General features: G+C 55.6%; 23 protein-coding genes and 1 riboswitch. Of the genes, 9 read left to right on the plus strand and 14 right to left on the minus strand.

Annotation, left to right across the window (positions count from 1 at the left end; translation table 11 throughout):
• The first annotated feature begins 75 nt into the window (after positions 1-75).
• Complete coding sequence (gene serB, locus Q0746_RS09460) at positions 76-948, plus strand: phosphoserine phosphatase SerB (protein WP_298259554.1); 873 nt, start codon at positions 76-78, stop codon at positions 946-948.
• On the opposite strand, the gene Q0746_RS09465 is transcribed toward serB, so the two are convergent.
• The 4 genes from Q0746_RS09465 to Q0746_RS09480 all read right to left on the minus strand — a co-directional run bounded on the left by Q0746_RS09465 (position 945) and on the right by Q0746_RS09480 (position 5,766).
• Positions 945-1,727 carry a carnitinyl-CoA dehydratase gene (locus Q0746_RS09465; RefSeq protein WP_298259556.1) on the minus strand — a complete coding sequence of 261 codons (783 nt, stop codon included), beginning with the start codon at positions 1,725-1,727 and terminating at the stop codon, positions 945-947. The genes serB and Q0746_RS09465 overlap by 4 nt on opposite strands.
• Positions 1,724-3,745 carry an acetate--CoA ligase family protein gene (locus Q0746_RS09470; RefSeq protein ID WP_298259558.1) on the minus strand — a complete coding sequence of 674 codons (2,022 nt, stop codon included), beginning with the start codon at positions 3,743-3,745 and terminating at the stop codon, positions 1,724-1,726. Before Q0746_RS09470 ends, Q0746_RS09465 begins: the two co-directional genes overlap by 4 nt.
• A 3-nt stretch (positions 3,746-3,748) precedes the next feature.
• Complete coding sequence (locus Q0746_RS09475; RefSeq protein ID WP_298259560.1) at positions 3,749-4,912, minus strand: acyl-CoA dehydrogenase family protein; 1,164 nt, start codon at positions 4,910-4,912, stop codon at positions 3,749-3,751.
• A gap of 104 nt (positions 4,913-5,016) precedes the next feature.
• Positions 5,017-5,766 (minus strand): class II aldolase and adducin N-terminal domain-containing protein, encoded by a 750-nt coding sequence (locus tag Q0746_RS09480; protein ID WP_298259562.1) that lies wholly within the window; start codon positions 5,764-5,766, stop codon positions 5,017-5,019.
• Between the two features lie 101 nt (positions 5,767-5,867).
• Here Q0746_RS09480 and ade point away from each other — a divergent pair, with 101 nt between their 5' ends.
• From ade to Q0746_RS09500, 4 genes are all read left to right on the plus strand, one after another.
• The gene (gene ade, locus Q0746_RS09485) at positions 5,868-7,670 is read left to right on the plus strand and encodes an adenine deaminase (RefSeq protein WP_298259564.1); all 1,803 of its coding nucleotides are present in this window, start codon (positions 5,868-5,870) and stop codon (positions 7,668-7,670) included.
• Between the two features lie 5 nt (positions 7,671-7,675).
• A complete protein-coding gene (locus tag Q0746_RS09490) occupies positions 7,676-9,151 on the plus strand; it encodes an AMP nucleosidase (RefSeq protein WP_298259732.1) in 1,476 nt (491 codons plus the stop codon).
• Between the two features lie 133 nt (positions 9,152-9,284).
• Complete coding sequence (locus tag Q0746_RS09495; protein ID WP_298259566.1) at positions 9,285-9,575, plus strand: HU family DNA-binding protein; 291 nt, start codon at positions 9,285-9,287, stop codon at positions 9,573-9,575.
• 99 nt (positions 9,576-9,674) lie between these two features.
• Entirely contained in the window at positions 9,675-10,547 is an 873-nt protein-coding gene (locus Q0746_RS09500; protein ID WP_298259568.1) for a DMT family transporter, read from the plus strand.
• Here Q0746_RS09500 and aroC read toward each other — a convergent pair.
• Positions 10,537-11,631 carry a chorismate synthase gene (gene aroC / locus Q0746_RS09505; protein ID WP_298259570.1) on the minus strand — a complete coding sequence of 365 codons (1,095 nt, stop codon included), beginning with the start codon at positions 11,629-11,631 and terminating at the stop codon, positions 10,537-10,539. The genes Q0746_RS09500 and aroC overlap by 11 nt on opposite strands.
• A gap of 92 nt (positions 11,632-11,723) precedes the next feature.
• Positions 11,724-11,823: riboswitch (TPP riboswitch) on the plus strand.
• Positions 11,824-11,859: 36 nt separating this feature from the next.
• Between aroC and thiB the strand changes: the two genes are divergently transcribed.
• From thiB to Q0746_RS09520, 3 genes are read left to right on the plus strand one after another with little or no spacing between them, the layout of a single operon-like run.
• Complete coding sequence (gene thiB / locus Q0746_RS09510; protein WP_298259572.1) at positions 11,860-12,843, plus strand: thiamine ABC transporter substrate binding subunit; 984 nt, start codon at positions 11,860-11,862, stop codon at positions 12,841-12,843.
• Positions 12,819-14,366, plus strand: coding sequence for a thiamine/thiamine pyrophosphate ABC transporter permease ThiP (locus Q0746_RS09515; protein WP_298259574.1), 1,548 nt, complete (start codon positions 12,819-12,821; stop codon positions 14,364-14,366). The genes thiB and Q0746_RS09515 overlap by 25 nt, the downstream gene beginning before the upstream one ends.
• Positions 14,353-15,048, plus strand: a complete 696-nt coding sequence (locus Q0746_RS09520) for an ATP-binding cassette domain-containing protein (protein ID WP_298259576.1) — start codon at positions 14,353-14,355, stop codon at positions 15,046-15,048. Before Q0746_RS09515 ends, Q0746_RS09520 begins: the two co-directional genes overlap by 14 nt.
• A gap of 66 nt (positions 15,049-15,114) precedes the next feature.
• Here the strand turns inward: Q0746_RS09520 and Q0746_RS09525 are convergent, their stop codons facing one another.
• The 3 genes from Q0746_RS09525 to petA are packed head-to-tail and all read right to left on the minus strand — an operon-like array spanning position 15,115 to position 17,849.
• On the minus strand, positions 15,115-15,924 hold the full coding sequence (locus Q0746_RS09525; RefSeq protein ID WP_298259578.1) for a cytochrome c1: 810 nt from the start codon (positions 15,922-15,924) through the stop codon (positions 15,115-15,117).
• A gap of 13 nt (positions 15,925-15,937) precedes the next feature.
• Positions 15,938-17,272 (minus strand): cytochrome b, encoded by a 1,335-nt coding sequence (gene petB, locus Q0746_RS09530; RefSeq protein ID WP_298259579.1) that lies wholly within the window; start codon positions 17,270-17,272, stop codon positions 15,938-15,940.
• 13 nt (positions 17,273-17,285) lie between these two features.
• Complete coding sequence (petA, locus tag Q0746_RS09535) at positions 17,286-17,849, minus strand: ubiquinol-cytochrome c reductase iron-sulfur subunit (protein ID WP_298259581.1); 564 nt, start codon at positions 17,847-17,849, stop codon at positions 17,286-17,288.
• 136 nt (positions 17,850-17,985) lie between these two features.
• On the opposite strand from petA, the gene Q0746_RS09540 reads away from it, so the two are divergent.
• Positions 17,986-18,438, plus strand: a complete 453-nt coding sequence (locus tag Q0746_RS09540; protein ID WP_298259582.1) for a TrmH family RNA methyltransferase — start codon at positions 17,986-17,988, stop codon at positions 18,436-18,438.
• 31 nt (positions 18,439-18,469) lie between these two features.
• On the opposite strand, the gene Q0746_RS09545 is transcribed toward Q0746_RS09540, so the two are convergent.
• Genes Q0746_RS09545 through dapF form a run of 6 tightly spaced genes read right to left on the minus strand, consistent with a single transcriptional unit; the run spans position 18,470 to position 22,855 of the window.
• Positions 18,470-18,898: a GNAT family N-acetyltransferase gene (locus Q0746_RS09545; protein WP_298259584.1), complete on the minus strand. Its 429-nt coding sequence runs from the start codon at positions 18,896-18,898 to the stop codon at positions 18,470-18,472.
• A 3-nt stretch (positions 18,899-18,901) separates the two neighbouring features.
• The gene (locus Q0746_RS09550) at positions 18,902-19,516 is read right to left on the minus strand and encodes a glutathione S-transferase (protein WP_298259585.1); all 615 of its coding nucleotides are present in this window, start codon (positions 19,514-19,516) and stop codon (positions 18,902-18,904) included.
• Positions 19,513-20,145, minus strand: a complete 633-nt coding sequence (locus Q0746_RS09555) for an FMN-binding negative transcriptional regulator (protein WP_298259587.1) — start codon at positions 20,143-20,145, stop codon at positions 19,513-19,515. Before Q0746_RS09555 ends, Q0746_RS09550 begins: the two co-directional genes overlap by 4 nt.
• A gap of 18 nt (positions 20,146-20,163) precedes the next feature.
• On the minus strand, positions 20,164-20,793 hold the full coding sequence (locus Q0746_RS09560) for a glutathione S-transferase (RefSeq protein WP_298259589.1): 630 nt from the start codon (positions 20,791-20,793) through the stop codon (positions 20,164-20,166).
• Positions 20,790-22,022 (minus strand): tRNA (N(6)-L-threonylcarbamoyladenosine(37)-C(2))-methylthiotransferase MtaB, encoded by a 1,233-nt coding sequence (mtaB, locus tag Q0746_RS09565; protein WP_298259591.1) that lies wholly within the window; start codon positions 22,020-22,022, stop codon positions 20,790-20,792. The genes Q0746_RS09560 and mtaB overlap by 4 nt, the downstream gene beginning before the upstream one ends.
• Entirely contained in the window at positions 22,019-22,855 is an 837-nt protein-coding gene (gene dapF / locus Q0746_RS09570; protein ID WP_298259593.1) for a diaminopimelate epimerase, read from the minus strand. The genes mtaB and dapF overlap by 4 nt, the downstream gene beginning before the upstream one ends.
• Positions 22,856-22,921 lie beyond the last annotated feature (66 nt).

Raw genomic sequence — 22,921 nt, forward strand, 5'->3', positions numbered from 1 at the left:
CCGCCAAAACGTCGCTATAGCGCCGCTTAAACGATTATTTGCGACACCTTTATCCACGATCGGAAACATAACCTCATGTTCGTAGTGACCCTGCTTTGCGCCCCGACGGATCCTAAACTTGATGCGGCTTTACCTGTGAACTTGCGAAATGCATGGGGTGGTGGAGATGTGATTTGGTTGATGCCGGATGTCGCTGCCGAATTCGCGGTCGAAAAGATGCCGGAGAATTTCGACGTGGTTTGGCAGGACTGCGACGCCCTTGGTATCGACCTTGCGATCCAACCCATGGAGGGGCGCCGCAAAATGATGCTGCTGGCGGATATGGACAGCACGATGATCCAGCAAGAATGCATCGATGAGTTGGCGGCTGAAGCCGGCGTTGGCCCGCGTGTGGCGGATATTACCGCGCGTGCGATGAATGGTGAGCTGGATTTTGAGGCGGCGCTGAAAGAACGTGTTGGTCTGCTAGAAGGGCTTGATTCAGGTGTAATAGACACTGTTTTGGCAACGCGGATCACCCATATGCCAGGTGGCAAAGAGCTACTGGCGACGATGAAGGCGAATGGCGCTTATGCGGCATTGGTGTCTGGGGGGTTCACTGCATTCACGGCATCTGTGGCGAAAGCGCTGGGCTTTGACGAGAACCGCGCCAATACTTTGATTGAAGAGGGCGGTAAGCTGACCGGCAAGGTTGGCATGCCAATTTTGGGCCGCGAAGCGAAGGTACAAGCGCTAGAAGAAATCACTGCGCGATTGGGCCTGACGGACGCAGATGTGCTGGCCGTTGGGGACGGTGCGAATGATCTGGGCATGCTGCAACGTGCGGGGGCTGGGGTGGCGCTTCATGCGAAGCCGACCGTGCAAGCACAGGCCAAAATTCGGGTGAACCACGGTGATCTGACCGCACTGCTATTCATACAAGGCTACGCTTTTAGCGACTTCGCCTAGCGGCCTTTCCAAACGGGGTCGCGTTTTTCGGCGAATGCTTTTGCGCCTTCAAGTTGATCCTCGCTTGAATAAAGGCTCTTCACGGACTCAAAAGTGCTGGATGTGATCTGATCCATCGTGTCTTGAAACTTCTCGTCCTCGGCTTCACGGACGATTTCCTTGATCGCGGCATAGACCAGCGGTGGCCCCGACGCGAGCAGGCGGGCCATTTCCCAAGCTTGATCCATCAGCTGATCAGCGGGGTGGATGTGATTCACGATGCCCCAACCGCGCGCCTCTTCGGCGTCGAACCAGCGACCCGTGAACAGTAATTCCATCGCGATGTGGTAGGGGATGCGCTTGGGCAGTTTGACCGAGGCGGCATCCGCAACGGTGCCAGACCGAATTTCCGGCAGCGCGAATGTTGCGTGTTCGGCTGCAAGGATAATGTCGGCGGACAAGGCGAGTTCTAGACCGCCGCCACAAGCGATGCCGTTTACCGCTGCAATGACGGGTTTGTTGAGCTTCGGAAGCTCTTGCAGGCCACCGAAACCACCAACACCGTAATCACCATCAACCGCATCGCCATCGGCGGCGGCTTTTAGATCCCAGCCGGGGCAGAAAAACTTGTCACCTGCACCTGTGATGATTGCGACCCGAAGATCAGGATCGTCGCGAAAATCGGCAAAGACGTCCCCCATGATACGCGAGGTGGCAAGGTCGATGGCGTTGGCTTTGGGCCGGTCCAGCGTGACTTCAAGAATAGCGCCTTCGCGGCGGGTTTTGATGGGGTTTGTCATTTGGATTTCCGTATAAGGGCATCTACTGCGATCGCACCGGTTGGACCGCAAATGAGGGGGTTTACTTCGACTTCCGCAATAGGGTCATCTTGGGCAATGACGTAGGACTGAACCGCAAGGATAGCATCCACAATTGCATCCAGGTCACATGGCTCTGCACCGCGAAACCCGGTGAGCAATGGGTACATATTAAGGCGGGTTAGAGCCTGTTTTATGTCGTTTCGGTTGCTGGGAATCAACACGGATTGTGTGTCATTCAGCAGCTCCGTCAGTATTCCGCCAGCGCCAATGGTCAGCAGATATCCATGCGCGGGGTCTTGCGTGACACCAACCAGCAATTCAGCCCCGGGGGCAGACATCTCTTCGACATGGAAAGACGTGGCATCGGTCATAGTCTCCATCGCGATTTGAACATCCGAGAAGGAGTTACAATCAAGGATAACACCGCCCACATCAGACTTATGCGCCATGCCTTCGGCCTTCACGACAACGGGAAAAGTCAGGGTGTCCAAGCCCGCGGCGCTGTGATTGGTTTGGATGGCTTTCGGGACGCTCAAACCATGGGCTGCAAGCGCGGTTTTGGCGTCGTATTCCGACAGGGTTTCGGTGTCGGTGGCGGCGGCTTTTCTGAGAACCGCATCAGAGGAGGGGGCAAAGGCTGGGCGTGAAGCTGCCTCAATGGCGTTCAGCGCTTCTGCAATGCCTGCAAAGGGAACCACACCGCCTTCAATAAGCTGTTGTGCAACATGTTCTGGAAGCAATTCCGGTAAACTAGCGGCAACAGCAACAGGACGGCCAGTTGCCTTGCGCATCCGAAGCGCGGCGTTTGTCGCGCTGGCCCAGTCAGTTGCGTCACACATATCCCCGCGCGGGTAGTCCAATACAACAAGCGTTAAAGCAATGTGAGAGGCGGCCATCGCGGACCAAGCATCCGTCATTGCATCCTCATCGCGCCAGATGTAGGTGTGATAATCCAATGGATTGGCAAGGGCGACTTTGGGGCCCAAAGTCTTAAACAGACCCTGTTTTTGATCATCAGTTAAGGCCGGAAACGTTAAGTCGTGTTCGTTGGCCATATCTGCGACCAGCGATGCCTCGCCGCCGGAACAGCTGATGGAAGATATCTGATTTGACGGTAACCTGCCCGCGATATGCAGCAGTTTCAGGGTCTCAAGAAAGCTGGGTATATCTGGGGAGCGTAGTATGCCCAACCGATCCAAGAACGCCTGAGCAGCGGTGTCGCCACCTGCAAGAGACGCGGTGTGACTGATTGTTGCTGTCTGTGCATGTGCAGATTTGCCGACCTTAAGAGCCACAAGCGGAATAGACTTGGCGTGGGCTTTGGCCGCGAGTGCCTCCCAGCGTGAAAGATCCCCAAACCCTTCGATGTGGAGACCAATCGCAGTGACACGCGGATCGTCAAGCAAAGCCAAAGCCACATCGGCTTGTGTGGTCTGCGCCTGATTGCCTGCGGTGATCATGTAGCCGATGGGCAAGCCACGGGTTTGCATCGTCATATTGATAGAAATGTTGGACGACTGCGTTAGGATCGCGACGCCGGTGTCGACACGCTTGCAGCCGTGTTGATCCGGCCAAACAGCGACGCCATCCAAAGCGTTGATAAAGCCATAGCAGTTGGGCCCAAGAATCGGCATTTCCCCCGCAGCCCTGAGCAGTCTGGCCTGTGCATCGGTGCCTGATGTGTCTTCGCCATTTGCCTCGGCATAGCCGGACGCGAAGCAAACCGCGCCGCCGGCTTCAAGCTTGCGCATGCGTTCAACGGCGCCGATTGTGGCCTCGCGGTTGATGCCTACGAAGGCCGCATCGGGGGCCTCTGGGATGTGAATCACGCTAGGGTAGGCTTTAACGCCCGCCACTTCCGGCTTTACGGGATGCACCGCATATAGGTTTCCTTCAAAGCCGAACTTCTTGGCTTGTGTAAGAACGGCTTCGCCCCATGCTCCGCCGCCAATAACAGCGAGGGATTTTGGGTTTAGAAGGCGAAACAGGTCACTCATTGATTAGGCTCCAAGGGCGCGAAGAAGATCGCGACTGATAATGTGGCGTTGGATTTCGGAGGTGCCGTCCCAAATGCGTTCCACCCGCGCATCGCGCCAAAAGCGCTCTAGCGGGTAATCGTCCATGAGGCCCATCCCCCCGTGGATTTGGATCGCAGCGTCGGTGATGCGCGACAGCATTTCCGTGGCATAGAGTTTGGCAGATGCAATTTCGCGGTTCGACGACAGGTTTTTATCAAGCCGATCCGCAGCAGCAAGTGTCAGCAGATCAGCAGCATCGATTTCGGTGATCATGTCCGCAAGTTGGAAGCTGATCCCTTGAAATTTTCCGATAGGTTGACCAAATTGCTCACGCTCGGCCGCGTAGCTCAGGGCATAGTCGAACACCCTTCGAGCACGGCCAACAGACATGGCCGCGACCGTAATTCGGGTCGCATAGAGCCAAGTATTCATCACCTCGAACCCACCATCGACTTCGCCCAACACCTGCGCATCTGGCAGGCGGCAATCGTCGAACTCGAGGATCATGTTCTTGTAGCCGCGATGCGAGACGGATTTGTAGCCATCGCGAACGGTGAAACCCGGCGTGTCGCGATCAACCAAGAATGTTGTAATGCGTTTCTTTGGGCCACGCGGGGTATCGTCTTCGCCTGTGGCAATGAAAACAATGAAGAAGTCGGCATGTTCAGCCCCAGAGATGAAATGCTTCGTGCCGTTCACAACCCAGTCACCACCATCCCGCACAGCAGCACATTTCATGCCACGCACGTCAGAGCCAGCACCAGGTTCCGTCATGGCGAGTGCATCCATCCGCTCCCCACGCACGGCGGGCATAAGGTAGCGCTCTTTTTGTTCCCCCTCGCAGGCCATTAGGATATTTTGAGGGCGGCCGAAGAAGTGGTTCAACGCCATAGACCCGCGGCCAAGTTCACGTTCTACAATCGAAAACTCGACATGGTTCAGGCCAGCGCAGCCCACGCTTTCGGGGAAGTTGCAGGCGTAGAAACCCAGGTCCAATGTCTTTTGTTTGATGTCTTGGGCGATCTCGGTGGGGACTTCTCCACTGCGCTCTACCAATTCTTCAAAGGGATATATTTCGTTCTCTACAAAGCTGCGAACGGTATTCGCAATCATGCTGTGTTCTTCGGTTAGACCGTAGGTTGTCATGGCAAAGGCCTTTCAGAAATAGGACATATATGCAGGGTTAGAGCCTGATCAATCGTCCCAAGCGACGTGTGCTCGTCCACGCGCTGACATCATCTATCGAAGACCTAGGTCGCATATTTCGAACCCTCATCGTCTAAAATGGCCTTGAGTTCCGCCAAGTGACGGATGTCTTGTTCTGGGTAGTTTTCGATCTCATCTGCGGTTTTCGCGGCGATATCATCTGGCAGGATCGACAGGGGCTGGCCAGTCTGCAAAGCACGAATGTAGACCACGCAGGCGCGTTCGAAGAAATACATCCGATTGAAGGTTTCAGCGACCGTATTGCCAATAACCATGATGCCGTGGTTGCCCATGATCATGACCTTCTTCTTCGGATCGGTGAACAGCTGCGCGCATCGCTCGCCCTCTTCTTCAAACGCCAAACCTCCGTAGTTGTTGTCCACCACTTGGCGGTCAAAAAACATTGCGGCGTTCTGATCTAGGGGAGGCAGAATTTTGTCTTGCAGGCAGGCCAGAACGGTGGCGTGGACTGAATGCACATGCATCGCGCAGCGGGCATGCAAACAATTCCGGTGCAGGCCGCCGTGCAACCCCCAAGCCGTGGGGTCCGGCGCATTCGGGCCTTTCAACGTTTCGGGATCGTTGGCATCCACGACGATCATATCAGAGGCTTTGACCCGAGAGAAATGCACCTGATTTGGATTCATCAAAAACCGCGTGCCATCGTCATTGATTGCCAGTGAAAAGTGATTGGACACACCTTCATGCATGTTCAAACGCTCTGTCCAACGGAAAGCCGCTGCGAGGTCCACGCGCTCTTCCCAGTTTTCTATATTAACCTGTGCGTCGCCCATGCCGCTCTCCTGCTGTCCTAGTTCAAGTAAGCCATGACTGTTGCGACATGGCTAGCTATTTTGCGACTTGCGCCCGTCCTCAAAGTCAGGACAATTGGAACATGGAACACCAACCTCTCAAATCATGGGCCGACAGTGCTGCAACTTTGGTTGCCGTTGCGGTTGGTCGCACCCCCGCAGACAGTGTTTTGCGCGGCGGAAAAGTTGTTAATGTTCACACCCGTGAGGTGCTGGATGGCTGGCAAGTGGCCATAAGTGCAGGGCGGTTCGCCTATGTCGGGCCGGACGCCACGCATTGCATTGGGCCCGACACTGACGTGATCGAATTGAGCGGACGCTATCTGATCCCCGGATTGTGTGACGGGCATATGCACATTGAATCGGGCATGTTGACCCCTGCTGAATTCGCCAGCGCGGTGATTCCGCATGGCACCACAACTATGTTCACCGACCCGCATGAGATTGCCAATGTTTTGGGACTTAATGGGGTGAGGTTGATGCATGATGAGGCTCTGATCCAGCCAATATCGATCTATACGCAGATGCCAAGCTGTGCCCCTTCCGCCCCGGGTTTGGAGACCACAGGCTACGAAATCGGACCCGAAGACGTGGCCGAGGCGATGACTTGGCCGGGGATCATCGGACTGGGTGAAATGATGAACTTCCCTGGCGTGGTGAACGGAAGCCAACAGATGCTAGCAGAGATAGCCGCCACCCAGAACGCCGGCAAAACAGTGGGCGGGCATTACGCGTCACCTGATCTGGGGCCAGATTTCCATGCCTATGCGGCGGGCGGCCCCGCGGATGACCATGAAGGCACCTGTGAGGCCGATGCCATAGCGCGGGTTCGTCAAGGGATGCGGTCGATGATGCGACTGGGATCGGCTTGGTATGACATTGAAACACAGATCACGGCTGTCACCGAAAAAGGTCTGGACCCGCGAAACTTCATATTGTGTACGGACGATTGTCATTCGGGCACTTTGGTAAATGATGGCCATATGAATCGCGTGTTGCGCCACGCAATTGAATGCGGATGCGACCCGCTTGTGGCGCTCCAAATGGCGACAATCAATACCGCGACGCATTTCGGATTGGAGCGCGAATTGGGCTCTATCGCGCCAGGTCGGCGGGCGGATCTAATTGTGACGTCAGACCTTCGTGAGTTGCCAATAGAGCGCGTGATTGCGCAGGGTCGAACCGTGGCCGAGGATGGCGAAATCAAAGTGACCTGCCCGCATTTGGACTGGCCGGTTGACGCCCGCCAAACTGTGCATCTGGGGCGCGCATTGGGTGCCTCCGACTTTGAGATAAGCGCCCCTGAAGGCGCCAAAGGCGTTATCGCCAAAGTGATTGGCGTGGTGGAGAACCAAGCACCAACCGAAACGCTGTTGCGGAAAGTTCCGGTTGAACAGGGTCTTTTGGAGCCAGACGCAGGCGTGTGCCAGATTGCCTTGGTTGAACGTCATCGCGGGACCGGAGAGGTTGTAAACGCTTTGGTCGAAGGCTTTGGGTATGAAGGATCGATGGCGATGGCGTCGACAGTTGCTCATGACAGTCACCACATGATCGTCGTGGGGACAGATCGCGCCCATATGGCCCTTGCCGCTAACCGGTTGGCCGAAGTGGGCGGTGGGGTCACGGTTTGGAAGGATGGCGAGGAACTGGCACTGGTTGAATTGCCGATAGCCGGTCTGATGTCTGACCGCCCTGCGAAGGAAGTGGCGGCCAAGGCCGATGAGATGGTCGCCTCTATGGAAGCCTGCGGCTGCACCTTGAACAACGCTTATATGCAGCACTCGTTGCTGGCGCTCGTGGTCATTCCATCGCTTCGGATATCCGATTTGGGGCTAGTGGATGTGACCAAGTTTGAACTGACAGATTTGATAGAGGAAATTCAATGAACGGCATGACTGCCAATTTACCTGTCCGCACCCCGGACGCCCCTGAAGCGGAACTGTTTAGCAATCCGAAGGCAGCGGTTCAGCGATTGTGCGAACTTTACGAAGACGCATCGACATTTTTGATCGACAAGTTTCGCGACAGCTTGGAAGGCAACCCGCCCGCAGAGCGCTACCGCGCGTTCTACCCCGAGATAAAGATTACCACGCAAAGCTTTGCCAAGATCGATAGCCGGCTGAGCTTTGGTCATGTAGCCCAACCAGGGACTTATGCAACAACGGTGACGCGCCCAGACCTGTTTCGCAACTACCTTGAGCAGCAGATCCGGTTATTGGTGGATAACCATGGTGTCTCGGTGCAAATCGGCGTGTCTTGCACCCCGATGCCGATGCATTTTGCTGTGGCCAACGCGGCAGACCTTATAGTGCCGCAAGAGGGCGCAATGGAGTTTACGTTGCGCGATGTGTTCGATGTGCCCGACTTGTCGACCACAAACGATGACATTGTGAACGGCACGTTGAAGGAATTGCCAGATGTGCCCGAACCGTTGGCGCCCTTCACCGCACAAAGGATCGACTACTCCTTGGCCCGATTGTCCCACTATACGGCCACCGCAGCAGAACACTTCCAGAACCACGTTTTGTTCACCAACTACCAATTCTATGTAGAAGAATTTGAGGGCTACGCGCGCCAGATGCTTGCTGATCCTGACAGCGGCTACACCGGCTTTGTGAGCACCGGAAACCACGTTTTGAAAGATGCCAACGGGGAGATTCCCAAAACGGAAAAAACACCCCAGATGCCCACCTACCACCTGACGCGCGAGGACGGCTCAGGCATTACTTTGGTGAACATTGGTGTAGGCCCGTCCAATGCAAAAACGGCAACGGATCACATCGCGGTTTTGCGCCCGCACGCATGGCTTATGGTGGGGCATTGCGCGGGTCTGCGGAATACCCAAAGTTTGGGCGATTTCGTGTTGGCGCATGCCTATCTGCGCGAAGATCACGTATTGGACGACGATCTGCCGGTTTGGGTGCCAATTCCCGCACTGGCGGAGATCCAAATCGCCTTGGAGAAAAGCGTCGCCGAGGTGACCCAGTTTGAAGGGTTCGACTTGAAGCGGATCATGCGAACCGGAACCGTGGCGACAATTGACAATCGCAATTGGGAGCTACGGGATCAGTCCGGTCCGGTACAACGCCTAAGCCAATCGCGCGCAATTGCACTGGACATGGAAAGCGCAACTATTGCTGCAAATGGATTTCGCTTTCGGGTGCCCTATGGCACGCTTTTATGCGTGTCCGACAAACCACTTCATGGGGAGCTAAAACTGCCGGGAATGGCGTCTGACTTCTATAAAACACAAGTGTCACGGCATCTTCTGATCGGTATTCGAGCGATGGAACATCTCCGCGAAATGCCGCTTGAAAGGCTTCATTCACGTAAATTACGCAGTTTTGCGGAGACAGCTTTCCTTTGACGTTAGGAAAATGAGCAAAAAACGCGAAAAAGAAGGGGTTTTTGTACACTAATTGTTGTGCGGCCCCTCAATATTCAGTTAGGTTCTCGCGATAACACCCCAAAGGTGGGGCAATAGAGAGGGAGCAGAGCTCATGGCGACGAAACCTATGACCAAAACACAATTGGTTGCAGCATTGGCTGAAGAAGCTGGCACAGACAAAAAGGGTGCTGCTGCATCCCTGGATGGCCTGATTGCTATCATTACACGCGAAGTATCCGGCGGTGGCGCTGTGACTTTGCCCGGCGTTGGCAAAATCTACTGCCGCGAGCGTCCAGCACGTATGGTCCGCAACCCTGCGACTGGCGAACAGATTTCCAAAGAAGCTGACAAAGTGGTTAAAATGACCATTGCGAAAGCTCTGAAGGACAGCGTGAACGGCTAAACGTCAGTTCCGTTTTTGTTTAAAGGGTCGCCTTCGGGCGGCCCTTTTCTTTTGCGCGCTTTCTCGTAAAGGTATTGCGAAATAGACGAAGGTTTCGGTGTGGATATCAAAGCAATTTTGATGGGGCTTGCATTTGCTCTAATGTGGTCCGGGGCGTTTACGTCGGCGCGCATAATCGTCGCCGATGCCCCACCGCTTTTCTCCCTAAGTCTTCGATTCTTACTGTCCGGAATTTTGGCCATTTTGGTTGCGAAAGCGATGGGCCAGTCTTGGTCATTAACCAGACATCAATGGCGGGCAACTTGGGTTTTCGGGGTCTGCCAAAATGCGCTGTATCTGGGCCTGAATTTTGTTGCCATGCAATGGGTCGAAGCGTCACTCGCAGCGATCATCGCGTCGCTCATGCCATTGATGGTGGCCTTGGTGGGATGGCTCGTCTTCAAAGAGCGCATGAGGATGATCGGGATTGTCGGCTTAGTGGCGGGCATATTGGGCGTGGTCATGATCATGGGAAGCCGGATCAATGGCGGTGTTGACGTCACCGGATTGGTTTTGTGCCTAATCGCGGCCTTGGCGCTGACCTTTGCCACACTGTCCGTGAAGGGGGCGGCATCCGGTGGAAACGTCATGATGATTGTCGGCCTGCAAATGCTGATCGGATCAGGCTGCTTGTTTGTTGTAGCTGCTGCAACAGAAACTTGGAGCGTAATTCTAAGCCCGTCGTGGATTGCAGCCTTTGCCTACACCACACTGGTGTCGGGGGTTCTTGCGACTTGGGTTTGGTTTGAATTGGTCGGTCGGGTTGGCGCCGTCAAGGCGTCGACGTTCCACTTCCTCAATCCAGTGTTCGGGGTCGCAATAGCCGCAATCCTGCTAGGGGAAAGCGTCGGTACGATCGACTATATAGGCGTTGTGATCATTGCAGGCGGCATCCTTGCCGTGCAGATGTCAAAGCAAAAACCTAGCCAATAATGCCTTGGTTAGAGCCGATTTGACCGCGGTGCAGCAGCAAATGATCCAGAATGACGCAAGCCATCATGGCCTCTCCGACGGGAACGGCTCTGATGCCGACACAGGGGTCGTGGCGACCTTTGGTGATGATCTCTGTGTCTTCACCAGATTTGGTGACAGTCTTGCGCGTTGTAAGAATAGAGCTGGTAGGCTTTACCGCAAAGCGTACAACCAAGTCCTGACCGGTAGAGATACCCCCCAATATGCCGCCCGCGTGGTTGGAGCTATATACAGGGCCGTCCGGACCCATGGAAATCTCATCAGCATTGGCTTCGCCCGTAAGCATCGCCGCTTGCATTCCTGCGCCGATCTCCACACCTTTTACGGCGTTTATCGACATCATTGCGGCGGAGATATCAGTGTCTAACTTGGCGTAAACGGGGGCACCAAGACCGGCTGGGGCACCTTTCGCCACGACCTCGATCATCGCCCCGACAGAGCTGCCCGACTTCCGCAGCCCATCCAGATAATCAGCCCAAACGTTTGCAGCTTGTGCGTCTGGAACCCAAAACGGATTGAGATCGATCTGATCCAGATCGCGAACGTCTGTTTTGTGTTCACCCATCTGCACCATATAGCCAGTGATTTTTAGATCCGGCACAAGCATTTTGATGGCTTCACGAGCAACGCCGCCCGCAGCTACGCGTGCGGCTGTTTCGCGCGCAGACGACCGCCCGCCGCCACGGTAATCGCGGATGCCATACTTCTGATAGTAAGTGATGTCAGCATGTCCGGGGCGGAACTTCTCAGCGATGTCGCCGTAGTCTTTGGACCGCTGGTCGGTGTTTTCGATCATCAACTGGATAGGCGTGCCGGTTGTGACCCCTTCAAACACGCCAGACAGAATGCGCACCTCATCAGCCTCGCGGCGCTGGGTGGTGTATTTATTTTGGCCGGGTTTACGCTTGTCGAGCCAGACTTGGAGCATCTCGGCCGTCAAGGGTACGCCGGGGGGGCACCCGTCAACAGTTGCACCCAGTGCCGGCCCGTGGCTTTCGCCCCAAGTGGTTACGCGGAATAGATGGCCAAAGCTGTTCATCGACATGGGGTGTCTCCCTTTTGTCAGTGGTCTAGCGTCGCGGTTCGCGACGCTCAAGCGCTTTCAACTTGCCCGAGTAAGGGTTGGGGCTTAGATACAACGCTACCTCGGGGGGCCTCTATGGGCTGAGATAGCATGTGCTGACCCGTTGAACCTGAACCGGTTAAGACCGGCGGAGGGAAGGTTTGAGATGCTCTCACTCCCCACTCCGTCCGTCGTTTTGGAGGAATTGAGATGAAGAAGACCCTCTTGAGCGTAGGACTGATCGCATTGGGCACTTCGGCGTTTGCCGAGGACAAGCCAGTGCTGACAATCTACGCCCCTGACTACTTTACCAGCGAATGGGGCCCTGGCCCGAAAATCGAAGCTGCCTTCGAAGAATCATGCGCCTGCGATGTGCAATATGTGGCCGGCGACCTGTTGCCGCGTATTTTGCTGGAAGGCGACCGCACGAAAGCTGATGTCGTTATCGGGTTGAACACTGACGTGACCAAAAAGGCCCGCGAAACGGGTCTATTCCTGCCGCATGGGCAAGACACGAGTGACCTGACCTTGCCTATCGAATGGGCGGACGACGTGTTTTTGCCATTCAACTGGGGCCACACGGCATTCATCTATAACACCGAGAAAACGGCCGATGCTCCGAGCAGCTTTGAGGCCTTCTTGGCGGATGAAGAAACGAAAGTTGTGCTTCAAGATCCGCGCAGTTCAATTTCGGGTCTGGCGTTGATGCTTTGGATCAAGTCGGTTTACGGTGACGACAGCCAAGAGGCTTTCAACAAGCTGGCGAAGAAGACACTGACCGTCACCAAAGGTTGGTCCGAAAGCTACGGCATGTTCACCGATGGTGAAGCTGATATGGTTCTCAGCTACACCACGTCCCCAGCCTACCACATCATCGCAGAAGAAGATGAAACCAAGAAGGCTGCGATTTTTGACGAAGGTCACTACTTCATGACCGAATTGGTGGCGCAGGTTAAAACCAGCAAGCAGCCGGAACTGGCACAATCCTTCATGGACTTCGTGCTGTCGGGCACGTTCCAAGAGATGATCCCAACAGCCAATTGGTCGTTCCCTGCAAAACTGGATGCCGACAAGCTTCCAGACGGGTTCAAGAAGTTGAACATGCCGGAGAAAGCATTGTTCTACTCGGAAAACGAAGCAGCAGATTTGCGTGACGCAGCGCTGGAACAATGGCTGAGCGCGTTCAGCCAATAACCCTATCAACTCTTGGCGGGGCGGCGGTCGTCGCCCTGCTTGTGTTGCTGACACTTGGAACTCTGGGCGCAGTGGCGTGGCGGGCAGAGGAGATGTCAGCGCTTTCTAAAAGTGACTGGTCCGCAGTACGGTTCACTTTGTGGCAAGCGGCTGTATCGGCGGTCCTAAGCGCCCTTCTGGCGATACCCGTTGCACGGGCTTTGGCGCGCCGCAATTTTTGGGGCCGGTCGTTGCTTTTGACCATTCTCGGCGCCCCGTTCATTCTTCCGGTTATCGTCGCGGTACTTGGCTTGTTGGCGATCTACGGGCGGAGTGGTCTGCTATCAAAAACACTGGTTTGGGCTGGATTAGAGCCGATTTCAATCTACGGATGGCACGGGGTGATACTGGCGCATGTGTTCTTTAACCTGCCGCTCGCGACGCGTTTGATTTTGCAGGCTTGGCTGGCCATTCCCGCAGAACGGTTCCGCTTGGCTCAATCTTTGGGGTTTAGCTCACGTGACATATCGCGCCACTTGGAGTGGCCCATGCTGCGCGAGGTGTTGCCTGGCGTGATCATGATCATTTTCCTGATTTGCACCACAAGCTTCGCCGTTGCCTTGGCTTTGGGCGGCGGGCCAAAGGCCACAACGATTGAGTTGGCAATCTATCAAGCCTTCCGGTTCGACTTCGATTTGTCAAAAGCCGCTTTGCTTGGGTTGGTGCAGTTTTTGACCTGCACTGTGCTGGCCCTGTTGTCGTTGAAAATCTCGGTGCCTGTAGGTCAGGGGGCCGGTTTGGATCGCGTGGTTCAACGCAATGATGGGTCCTTGTGGATCGATGGCTTTGTTATCAGCGTGGTTGCGATTTTCTTGATCACCCCCCTTGCGCTGATTGTTGTGAAGGGGGTGCCCGGGCTTGTTGATCTACCGCCAAGCATTCTGGGCGCCGCATGGCGGTCGGTGTGGGTCGCACTCGTGTCGGCCGGACTGACAGTGGTGTTGGCAGTGGCCTTGGCTTTGCTGTCTTTGAAATGGGGGCGCGGCATAGAAGCCGTGGGCTATCTGACGGTTGCTGCTTCTCCGCTCGTGATCGGGACGGGGTTGTTTATCCTGACATATCGCTGGATTGATCCGGTGCTACTGGCCTTGCCCGTCACAGTGGTGGTGAATGCGGCGATGAGTCTCCCGTTTACCTTGCGTGCGCTGGCACCGACGCTGCGACAGGTCGAGTCGGACTACGGACGCCTCGCTTCCTCGTTGGGGCTGAAGGGCTGGGCGCGACTTCGCATCTTGTTGCTACCGAGGTTGCGCAGACCGTTGGGTTTCGGTGCGGGGTTGGCTGCGGCGCTGTCGATGGGCGATCTTGGCGTGATCACGCTATTTGCAGATCCGACCCGCGCAACTTTGCCGCTGGCGCTCTATAATCTGATGACGGCTTACAGAATGGATCAAGCCTTCGCCGCTGCTTTGGTGCTGTTGGCGCTTAGCTTGACCCTGTTTTGGGTTTTGGACCGTGGGGGGCGTGTTGATGCTGACGTTTGAAAAGGTTGAAATCTGGCAGGGAAAATTTAGGCTGAGTGCAGATTTTTCAATAGAAACAGGAGCACGCGTCTCCGTTATCGGGCCCTCTGGAGCCGGAAAATCGACACTGCTATCCGCACTTTCTGGGTTTGTGTCCGTCGCGGGGGGGCACATTCGTTGGCAGGGGCGTGATATTACCAATGCCGCACCTGCTGACCGACCTCTGGCGATGGTGTTTCAAGACAGCAATTTGTTCCCGCATCTCACCGCGGCGCAGAATGTTGGGCTTGGTCTCAAGCCGGATTTGAAACTCTCATTGAGCGAGCAGTCCTCGGTGGAAGACGCCCTAAATCGAGTTGGTCTAAACGGCTACGGCGACCGAAAGCCTGCGGCGCTGTCAGGCGGGCAACAAAGCCGAATTGCCTTGGCCAGAGTGTTGCTGCGCGACAAGCCCTTGATGGTGCTTGACGAGCCCTTTGCGGCACTTGGACCTGCGTTGCGCGCAGAGATGTTGGCCTTGGTGGGAGAAATAGCAACTGAGCGCGGCCTGACCGTGCTTATGGTCACGCACGATCCGAAAGACGCGCGGCAATTGGGTGGCAGCACGGTTTTGGTCGCTGACGGTTTGGCCCATGCGCCGGTGCCTACAGGCCCGTTTTTGGATGCGCCACCCGCGTTGCTGCGTGACTACCTCGGCGACTGATAGGGGTATGCCAATGAAAAAGGCGCCTCCCGAGGGAAGCGCCTTTTAAAACAGTATCGAAAACGCCTAGTCTTTTTTGCGCTTGATCGGCGCCCAGAGGCGTTTGTTGGTCAGATACAGCGTTACCGTCAGGAAGATCATCAAAAGCACGGCAACAAAGCCTGTGCGTTTGCGCGCGTCTTGATGTGGCTCTGCTGTCCAACGCAAGAAGGCTGCGATGTCTTCTGCCTCACTGTGCAGATCGTTGGCGTGACCGTCAGCGAATTCAACATCTTCACCATAGAGAGGCGGCGCCATAGCGATCCAACCACCTGGGAAGGCAGTGTTCTCGTAGAAGGTTGTACCAGCCTCTTCTTTTTCCTTGCCAGTGTAGCCGGTGAGGATCGATGCGATGTACTCTGCGCCGCCGATGCCTTTCACGAACTGGTTGATACCCAGACCGTAAGGGCCGTGGAAGCCAGAACGGGCTTTGGCCATCAAGGACAAGTCAGGTGCCCCTTGGCTTTCAACGGCTGGGAAGTTGTCGGTGGGCTTCAGCGCGCGAAATTCTTCGGTGTCCTTATCGAAAAGCTGGGGGTTAGCCAGCTCGTCGTTGATTGGATACGCCTTTGTGTAGGCCTTCATCTGGTCTTCCGGCAGCATTGGGCCGCCTTTGTCAGACAAAGTACGCATTGGCACAAACTTCAGACCGTGACAGCTGGCGCACACATCAGTGTAGATGTGCAACCCGCGCTGAAGCTGGTTCTGGTCATAGGTGCCAAGCGGCCCCTCGTACGAGAAGTCGAAGTCCTCAACATGGCCCGCGTCACCGGCGGCATATGCGCCGGAAGCGAAAGCTACTGCCGAGACGGCTACGAGTGAGAGTTTCTTGAGCATTGGTGTTTTCCTCTTACTCTGAAGCTGCGACTGAGTCGCTGCCCTTGGCTGGATAATGCGCATCGAAATCTTCCTCGATGGTCGCAGGACGGGCCAATGGTTTCTCGATCACGCCGAGCAACGGCAAGATTACCAAGAAGTAACCAAACCAATAGGCAGAAGCGATTAGAGAGATCGTGGCAAAAGGCTCATCTGTTGGCATAGCGCCGACCCACATCAAAACGAGGAAGTCGACAACCAGCAGAGCGAACCACCATTTGAACATCGGGCGGTAGCGGCCGGAACGTACCGACGACGTGTCCAACCAAGGTGCTGCGGCCATAACGGCGATCGCACCAAACATGGCAGCCACACCGAAGAACTTCGCGTCAACGATGCCGAAGCTGAGGAACTCTACCAGTTGAACAACCCATACGTCCGCAGTGAAGGCCCGCAGGATCGCGTAGAACGGCAAGAAGTACCATTCCGGAACGATGTGCGCAGGTGTCGCCAACGCGTTTGCTTCAATGTAGTTGTCAGGGTGGCCAAGGAAGTTTGGCATGAAGCCAACAACTGCCCAGAACACAATCATGACCACGCCAAGTGCGAACAGATCTTTGATCACGAAGTAAGGCCAGAACGGCAGCGTATCTTTTGCCGCGTCTTCTTTGGAAGTGCGACGCACCTCTACACCAGACGGGTTGTTGTTCCCTGTGGTGTGGAATGCCCAGATGTGAACAGCAACAAGGCCGGCGATCACGAAAGGCAGCAGGTAGTGCAGCGAGAAGAAGCGGTTCAACGTGGCGTTATCCACCGCAGGTCCGCCCAACAGCCATGTTTGCAGCATTTCGCCAACACCAGGGATGGCGCCAAACAGGCCGGTGATCACAGTCGCACCCCAGAAGGACATCTGGCCCCATGGAAGCACGTAGCCCATGAATGCAGTACCCATCATAGCGAGGTAAATGATCATACCGATGATCCAAGTAATCTCGCGCGGTGCCTTATAGGAACCGTAGTACAAGCCGCGGAAAATGTGGGCGTAAACCGCCACAAAGAACAGCGACGCGCCATTGGCGTGCAAGTAGCGAAGCATATAACCGCCATTCACGTCACGCATGATGTGTTCAATGGAGGCAAACGCCAGATCAACATGTGGCGTGTAGTGCATGGCCAGCACGATGCCGGTCACGATTTGCAGCACAAGGCAGAATGTCAGAACAATACCCCAGATCCACATCCAGTTCAGGTTCTTCGGAGTAGGGATCATCAGGGTGTCATAGAGCAAGCCAACAATCGGCAGGCGCGAGTGAAGCCACTTTTCGCCGCCAGTTTTTGGCTCATAATGGTCGTGTGGGATACCAGCCATAATCGTTTCTCCCTTAACCGAGTTTCAGCACGTCAGGCGACGTGAATTGAGCGACAGGCACCAGCATATTGCGCGGCGCCGGACCTTTGCGAATACGACCAGCAGTGTCGTAGTGCGACCCGTGACAAGGGCAGAACCATCCGCCGAATTCGCCCGCATCACCCAATGGCACGCAGCCAAGGTGCGTACAGACGCCGATCATAACCAGCCATTCGCCGTTCTCATCAAGCGAGCGGTTCTGGTCTTCAGCGTCGGCCTCTGGTCCGAGGTTTTCGTTCTCTGCGCCCGCGTCAGGCAATTCTGACACCGAAACAGCACGCGCGGCTTCGATTTCTTCAGCGGACCGGCGGCGGATAAAGACCGGCTTGCCGAGCCATTTGACCGTCAGCTGCGTCCCTGGCTCAATGCCAGACACATCAACATCAATGGAGGCAAGGGCCTGCACATCTGCCGATGGGTTCATTTGGTTCACCAAAGGCCAAACTGCGGCCCCTGCGGTGACTGCGCCTGCGCCTGCGGTGACGTAGTATAAAAAGTCGCGACGGGTTTCGCCGCTATGGTCGTCTGCGTGGGACACGAGAACTTCTCCCTTGTCGGACCGCTTATGCGGCCGGTAAATTGAAGAATCCGCACCTATGGCGCAGGATATCGAGGCTAGATATATTCTAAGACACCTCAACGTCCACCCAAGAACGACCACAGAAGGAAGCCATTTGTCGCAGTATGTCCAAATTGCAGCGTTTGAGCCCGATTTGGCCCCGAATTTGGGGTCATTGGTGCGTTTGGGTGTGTGTTTTAATGCGCCCCTGCATGTCATTGAACCATGCGGATTCCCGTTTTCATTAAAATTGTTGAAAACTAGGGCGTTGGATTACGCCGAAAACGCTGAAGTGCATCATCATGACAGCTGGGATACATTTGCCGCCAAAAAGCCGGGTCGGCTGGTGCTGTTGACCACCAAAGGGGCGACGGATTTGTGGGATTTCAAATTTCAGCACGGGGATTGCCTGATGGTGGGGCGGGAAAGTGCTGGTGTGCCGGATCATGTGCATGAGGCCGTTGACGGACGGGTTAAAATCGCGATGCCAGGGGGCGGGCGAAGCCTGAACGTAGCTATATCTGCTGGTATAGCCATTGCAGAAGCGCATCGGCAGCTACGGGAGTGAGGCGAGGCGCCCCCCATATTCGCTGCCGAATTTAGCGTGGCGCCTTGTTGAAACTCAGCGTCATCTCGCGATGGGGGATATTTGCATCGTCATACTCGGGGCCAAAGGCCACAAACCCCAGCTTTTCATAAAACCCGATTGCGTGCATTTGTGAGCCGAGCACCACGGTTTCAAACTCCGTTCGAATGTCATCTAGAATGAAGCGCATTAACTTTGCGCCCAAACCAGTGCCTTGCTGCGACTCCAATACGGCAACACGTTGTATTTTCGCAGTGGATCCCAGTGATTTAACCCGAGCCGTTGCAGCTGGCGTATTCTCAACTGTGACAAGATACTGAATGCAATCGCCGTCTTCGCCGTCAATTTCGATCTCTTCGGGGACGTTTTGCCCCCGAATGAACACCGCTCGACGAATGTCGAGGCAGGCTTCAAGGTCGTTGGTGCGTGAAATCTGGACCATGTTTCAATTTGCAACCGGAACTGTGGCGACCATGCTATCGCGTTTGGCAAATTCCGCGTTCCACGCGGCCAGTTTCGGACGTGTCTTGCGCCAATCACGATCAGCAGATCGCAGGTCAAGATACCCCAAGGCACAACTGGTGGCGATTTGGCCGATGTGCATTTCATCCGATGACAAAATATCGATCCAAGAGGTCTCCAAGGCATCCAATGTGGTATTAATTTTGCGCCATTGGGCCTCTATCCAGTCGGCATATTGCTTGTCTTCAGGGCGCACACGGGCCTCATAAACCATCAAAATCGCCGCATCGAGGATGCCATCGGCTGTGGCCTCCAGAGTTTGCAGCTGCCATGTGGTTTCAGGGGTTCCATAAAGGCCGGACTTGGCGCGATTGTCGAAGAAACGGCAAATCACGCGGCTGTCGTAGATTGCGGTCCCATCATCAAGGGCAAGGGCCGGAATTTTACCCAAAGGGTTCAGGTCACGCGGCAAACTGCCCGGATCAATGGGGGTGCCGCCAACCACCTCAGTTTCAAGGTCATTCAACTGGCCCGTTTCCCTAAGCACCACCAGAACTTTGCGTACATATGGCGATGTAGGGCTGGAAAAAAGCTTCATTTTGAGGTCTCCGGTTTTGCACCGCGCATAAGCGCTGAAAGAATGTGTGTTTCTTGCCCGATGCCGTAGCCAGCCACATGATCGGCGGCCAATTCGCGGACATCGTCTGATTTGTTTTGCCCTAGTTTCCACGTAGCTTCGATTTTCGCGACATCAAGCTGGAAGGGTTGAATCTGGCGCATCATTCGCTCCATCACACCATCTGACATTTTGCCAGTCGTCCACGGAGTTTTAGGTCTCAGGGTTTCTTCGAAATGCGCCGACAGACGATCAAGCAACGGGTGCAGGGCGTCCTGTGGCAACGGGTGGAGCATGCCCGTGAGGCGGATTGCAACGTAGTTCCATGTGGGTACCTGATCATCAATCCCGTACCAATCCGGCGAGATATAGCTGTCGGGGCCAGTCACGGTGACAACGGCTTTCAAAGGCGCCTTGCAGGCCCGCGCGATTTGATTGGACCGCACAAGGTGTAACTCCGCCTCTTGACCGTCTTCGGACAACAAAAAGGGAATATGCGCGGTGTGCGGACCATCGTCGCCATTGATCGCCAATGTCCCAAATCCGCGTTCCCGCGCAAATGCGATGTTGCGTGTTTGAGGGTCTTGGCGGAAGGCAGTGTTCGGATGCATGCCGCATTCTTGGCGAGGTTAGGCGGTGGGTGCAAGTGTCGTTGGATCGCCGGCCTGCCATTTTGGACGCTTAACCATAATGTCGTCGAACCGGTCCGAAGCCAGATGGCCCGCTAGCCACTTCTGTAGATGCGGCCAAGGTTGGGCATCAAACCACATGCGGTCAGTATTGGCGAACTGACGCACGAAGGGAAAGATTGCCATATCAGCAAGGCGGGGATGGTCACCAAGAAGGTAGGATGTCTTGGACAAGGTCGCGTCATATGTGGCCAAAGTTTCCGCCCCAAGGCCGCGCCAAGTTTCTGGGTCGTTGTCATGGCGGTTGGCGTATTTATAGCGATCCAGAGCTTGCTTATACGGCCCGTCATTATGCGCGATCAGGGCAAGACTGGCGTCTTTGTCATGCAGCCAGTTTTCGGGATCGTTTTGCGCGAGCGCCCATAGCATCACATCCAAGCTTTCCTCGATCACCAGATCGGAGGTCACAACCACAGGAACGGTCCCCTTGGGCGAGGCTTCCAAAAATTCGGGGGCCTTGTCGCGTAGGAGGATTTCGCGGTGCTCTAGCCGAAGACCCGCGACATGGATCGCAAGGCGTCCGCGCATGGCGTAAGGACAGCGGCGGAAGCTATAGAGGATATCGGTCATGCGCGCAGCTGATTGCCCGCTGTCCCGATAATCTGAACGGGGACGATCTGGCCGACAGGTTGGTCGATGTCGAACAGCGTTTCGGTAAACTGCTCGGTCCGCCCCATGCGGGCGTTCTCCATCAGCACATTGTGGGTTTGGCCCACGCGGGCTGTCAGATGACGTTGAACCTGTGCTTCACCCGCAGCCCGCAAACGCGCGGCGCGGGTTTTGATGTCCTTGCCATTCACGGCGGGCATCTTGGCCGCAGGTGTGCCTTGGCGTGCAGAGTAAGGGAAGACATGCAGCCACGTCAGATCGCAATCCTCGACAAGCTTGAGCGAGTTTTCAAACATTGCATCCGTTTCGGTTGGGAAGCCCGCGATTATGTCGGCACCATATGTCATGTCTGGGCGCAGCTTGCGGGCGTCTTCGCAGAACTTGATCGCGTCGTCGCGTAGGTGGCGGCGCTTCATACGTTTCAGGATCATGTCGTCCCCTGCTTGCAGGCTGAGGTGCAGATGGGGCATCAAGCGCGGCTCGGTTGCGATGGCCTGCATGAGGGCCTCATCAACTTCGATGCTGTCGATAGAGGAAATGCGCAGACGCGGCAGGTCAGGGACAAGCTTCAAAATGCGCAGGACCAAATCGCCAAGCTGTGGTGTTGCTGGCAAATCCGCGCCCCAAGACGTCAGGTCAACTCCGGTAAGCACCACCTCGTTGTAGCCTTTATCGACGAGGCGTTTGATCTGATCGACGACAACGCCTGCGGGTACGGAACGTGAATTCCCACGACCGTAGGGGATGATGCAAAAGGTGCAGCGATGGTCGCACCCGTTTTGAACCTGCACATAGGCGCGGGCGCGGGTGCCAAAGCCGTCGATGAGATGACCCGCAGTTTCCTCCACAGACATGATGTCGTCGACTTGCACCTTCTCGGTATCTGGCAAGAACCCCCAAGTGGCGCGGTTCATCTTTTCAGTGTTGCCGATGATGTTGTCGACCTCGGCCATGTTGGAAAACGTCTCAGGCTCGGTCTGGGCTGCGCATCCGGTGACCACAAGCCGGGCATCGGGGTTTTCGCGGCGCAACTTGCGAATATCTTGTCGGGCCTTTCGCACGGCTTCGGCGGTGACCGCACAGGTGTTGACCACGACCAAGTTGTCTTGGCCTTGGGTCAATTCGCGCATGGCTTCGGTTTCATAGGCGTTGAGACGACACCCGTGGGTGGAAAAAATTGGCGGCTTCATAGCGCGGCCAGAAAATCAGGGGTGAAATGGCCCGAGAAGACATGCGCAGTGGGGCCAGTCATCCAAACGCCGTCTTCGCGCCAATCAATGTCGATACGCCCGCCATCAAGATCGATACGCACTTGGCGACCCGTCAATCCGCGGCGGGCAGCGGCGACCGCAGTGGCACAAGAGGACGATCCGGAGGCCAAAGTAACACCGACGCCACGTTCCCACACGCGCATCCGCAAATGATTCTCGCCGATGAGTTGCGCGACCTGCACATTGGTGCGCTCAGGAAACAGCGGGTTATGCTCATGCGCTGGGCCGAAGCTGGCCAAGTCAATGGCTTCCGCATCATCAACGAAAAATGTGCAATGGGGATTCCCCATACCGGTGGCGCTGGGCTTGCCTTCGATTGGTAGCTCCAGCGTGTCCATCTCGCGGGCAAGCGGTACGTCGCGCCAGTCCAGCAAGGGTGCGCCCATATTCACACGGGTAAGCCCGTTGCCAGCATCTTCTGCCAATAGCACGCCACGCTCTGTCTTCAGCGACAAGGAGGTGATTCCCCGCCTGTTCATCTCGAATCGGGCAATACAGCGGGTTGCATTGCCACAGGCGCCCGCCGTTGAGCCGTCAGAATTGAAAAAAGTTAATCCGATGTCCGCATCGTCGATGTCATCCAAAACCGCAAGTTGGTCAAAGCCTACACCGCGATGACGGTCGCCGATTGCCCGCGCAATGGCTTCGGATACACGTATATCATTGCCCCGTTGGTCAATAACCACGAAGTCATTGCCTAGCCCGTGCATTTTCATGAAGGGCAGGCCAAGAGAGGTCTCTGCAGGTTGCATAGGGCGCGATATAACCTTCGCTTGGACACAATGGAAGAGAAGGTGCAAATTCTGTTGGATTTGGGG

This window comes from uncultured Litoreibacter sp., from assembly GCF_947487515.1.
In the GTDB taxonomy this organism is placed as follows: domain Bacteria; phylum Pseudomonadota; class Alphaproteobacteria; order Rhodobacterales; family Rhodobacteraceae; genus Litoreibacter.

Coding starts and splice junctions, on each gene's coding strand:
- serB (WP_298259554.1), top strand. CDS start 76: ATGTTCGTAGTGACCCTGCTTTGCGCCCCGACGGATCCTAAACTTGAT.
- Q0746_RS09465 (WP_298259556.1), bottom strand. CDS start 1,727: ATGACAAACCCCATCAAAACCCGCCGCGAAGGCGCTATTCTTGAAGTC.
- Q0746_RS09470 (WP_298259558.1), bottom strand. CDS start 3,745: ATGAGTGACCTGTTTCGCCTTCTAAACCCAAAATCCCTCGCTGTTATT.
- Q0746_RS09475 (WP_298259560.1), bottom strand. CDS start 4,912: ATGACAACCTACGGTCTAACCGAAGAACACAGCATGATTGCGAATACC.
- Q0746_RS09480 (WP_298259562.1), bottom strand. CDS start 5,766: ATGGGCGACGCACAGGTTAATATAGAAAACTGGGAAGAGCGCGTGGAC.
- ade (WP_298259564.1), top strand. CDS start 5,868: ATGGAACACCAACCTCTCAAATCATGGGCCGACAGTGCTGCAACTTTG.
- Q0746_RS09490 (WP_298259732.1), top strand. CDS start 7,676: ATGACTGCCAATTTACCTGTCCGCACCCCGGACGCCCCTGAAGCGGAA.
- Q0746_RS09495 (WP_298259566.1), top strand. CDS start 9,285: ATGGCGACGAAACCTATGACCAAAACACAATTGGTTGCAGCATTGGCT.
- aroC (WP_298259570.1), bottom strand. CDS start 11,631: ATGTCGATGAACAGCTTTGGCCATCTATTCCGCGTAACCACTTGGGGC.
- thiB (WP_298259572.1), top strand. CDS start 11,860: ATGAAGAAGACCCTCTTGAGCGTAGGACTGATCGCATTGGGCACTTCG.
- Q0746_RS09515 (WP_298259574.1), top strand. CDS start 12,819: ATGGCTGAGCGCGTTCAGCCAATAACCCTATCAACTCTTGGCGGGGCG.
- Q0746_RS09520 (WP_298259576.1), top strand. CDS start 14,353: ATGCTGACGTTTGAAAAGGTTGAAATCTGGCAGGGAAAATTTAGGCTG.
- Q0746_RS09525 (WP_298259578.1), bottom strand. CDS start 15,924: ATGCTCAAGAAACTCTCACTCGTAGCCGTCTCGGCAGTAGCTTTCGCT.
- petB (WP_298259579.1), bottom strand. CDS start 17,272: ATGGCTGGTATCCCACACGACCATTATGAGCCAAAAACTGGCGGCGAA.
- Q0746_RS09545 (WP_298259584.1), bottom strand. CDS start 18,898: ATGGTCCAGATTTCACGCACCAACGACCTTGAAGCCTGCCTCGACATT.
- Q0746_RS09550 (WP_298259585.1), bottom strand. CDS start 19,516: ATGAAGCTTTTTTCCAGCCCTACATCGCCATATGTACGCAAAGTTCTG.
- Q0746_RS09555 (WP_298259587.1), bottom strand. CDS start 20,145: ATGCATCCGAACACTGCCTTCCGCCAAGACCCTCAAACACGCAACATC.
- Q0746_RS09560 (WP_298259589.1), bottom strand. CDS start 20,793: ATGACCGATATCCTCTATAGCTTCCGCCGCTGTCCTTACGCCATGCGC.
- mtaB (WP_298259591.1), bottom strand. CDS start 22,022: ATGAAGCCGCCAATTTTTTCCACCCACGGGTGTCGTCTCAACGCCTAT.
- dapF (WP_298259593.1), bottom strand. CDS start 22,855: ATGCAACCTGCAGAGACCTCTCTTGGCCTGCCCTTCATGAAAATGCAC.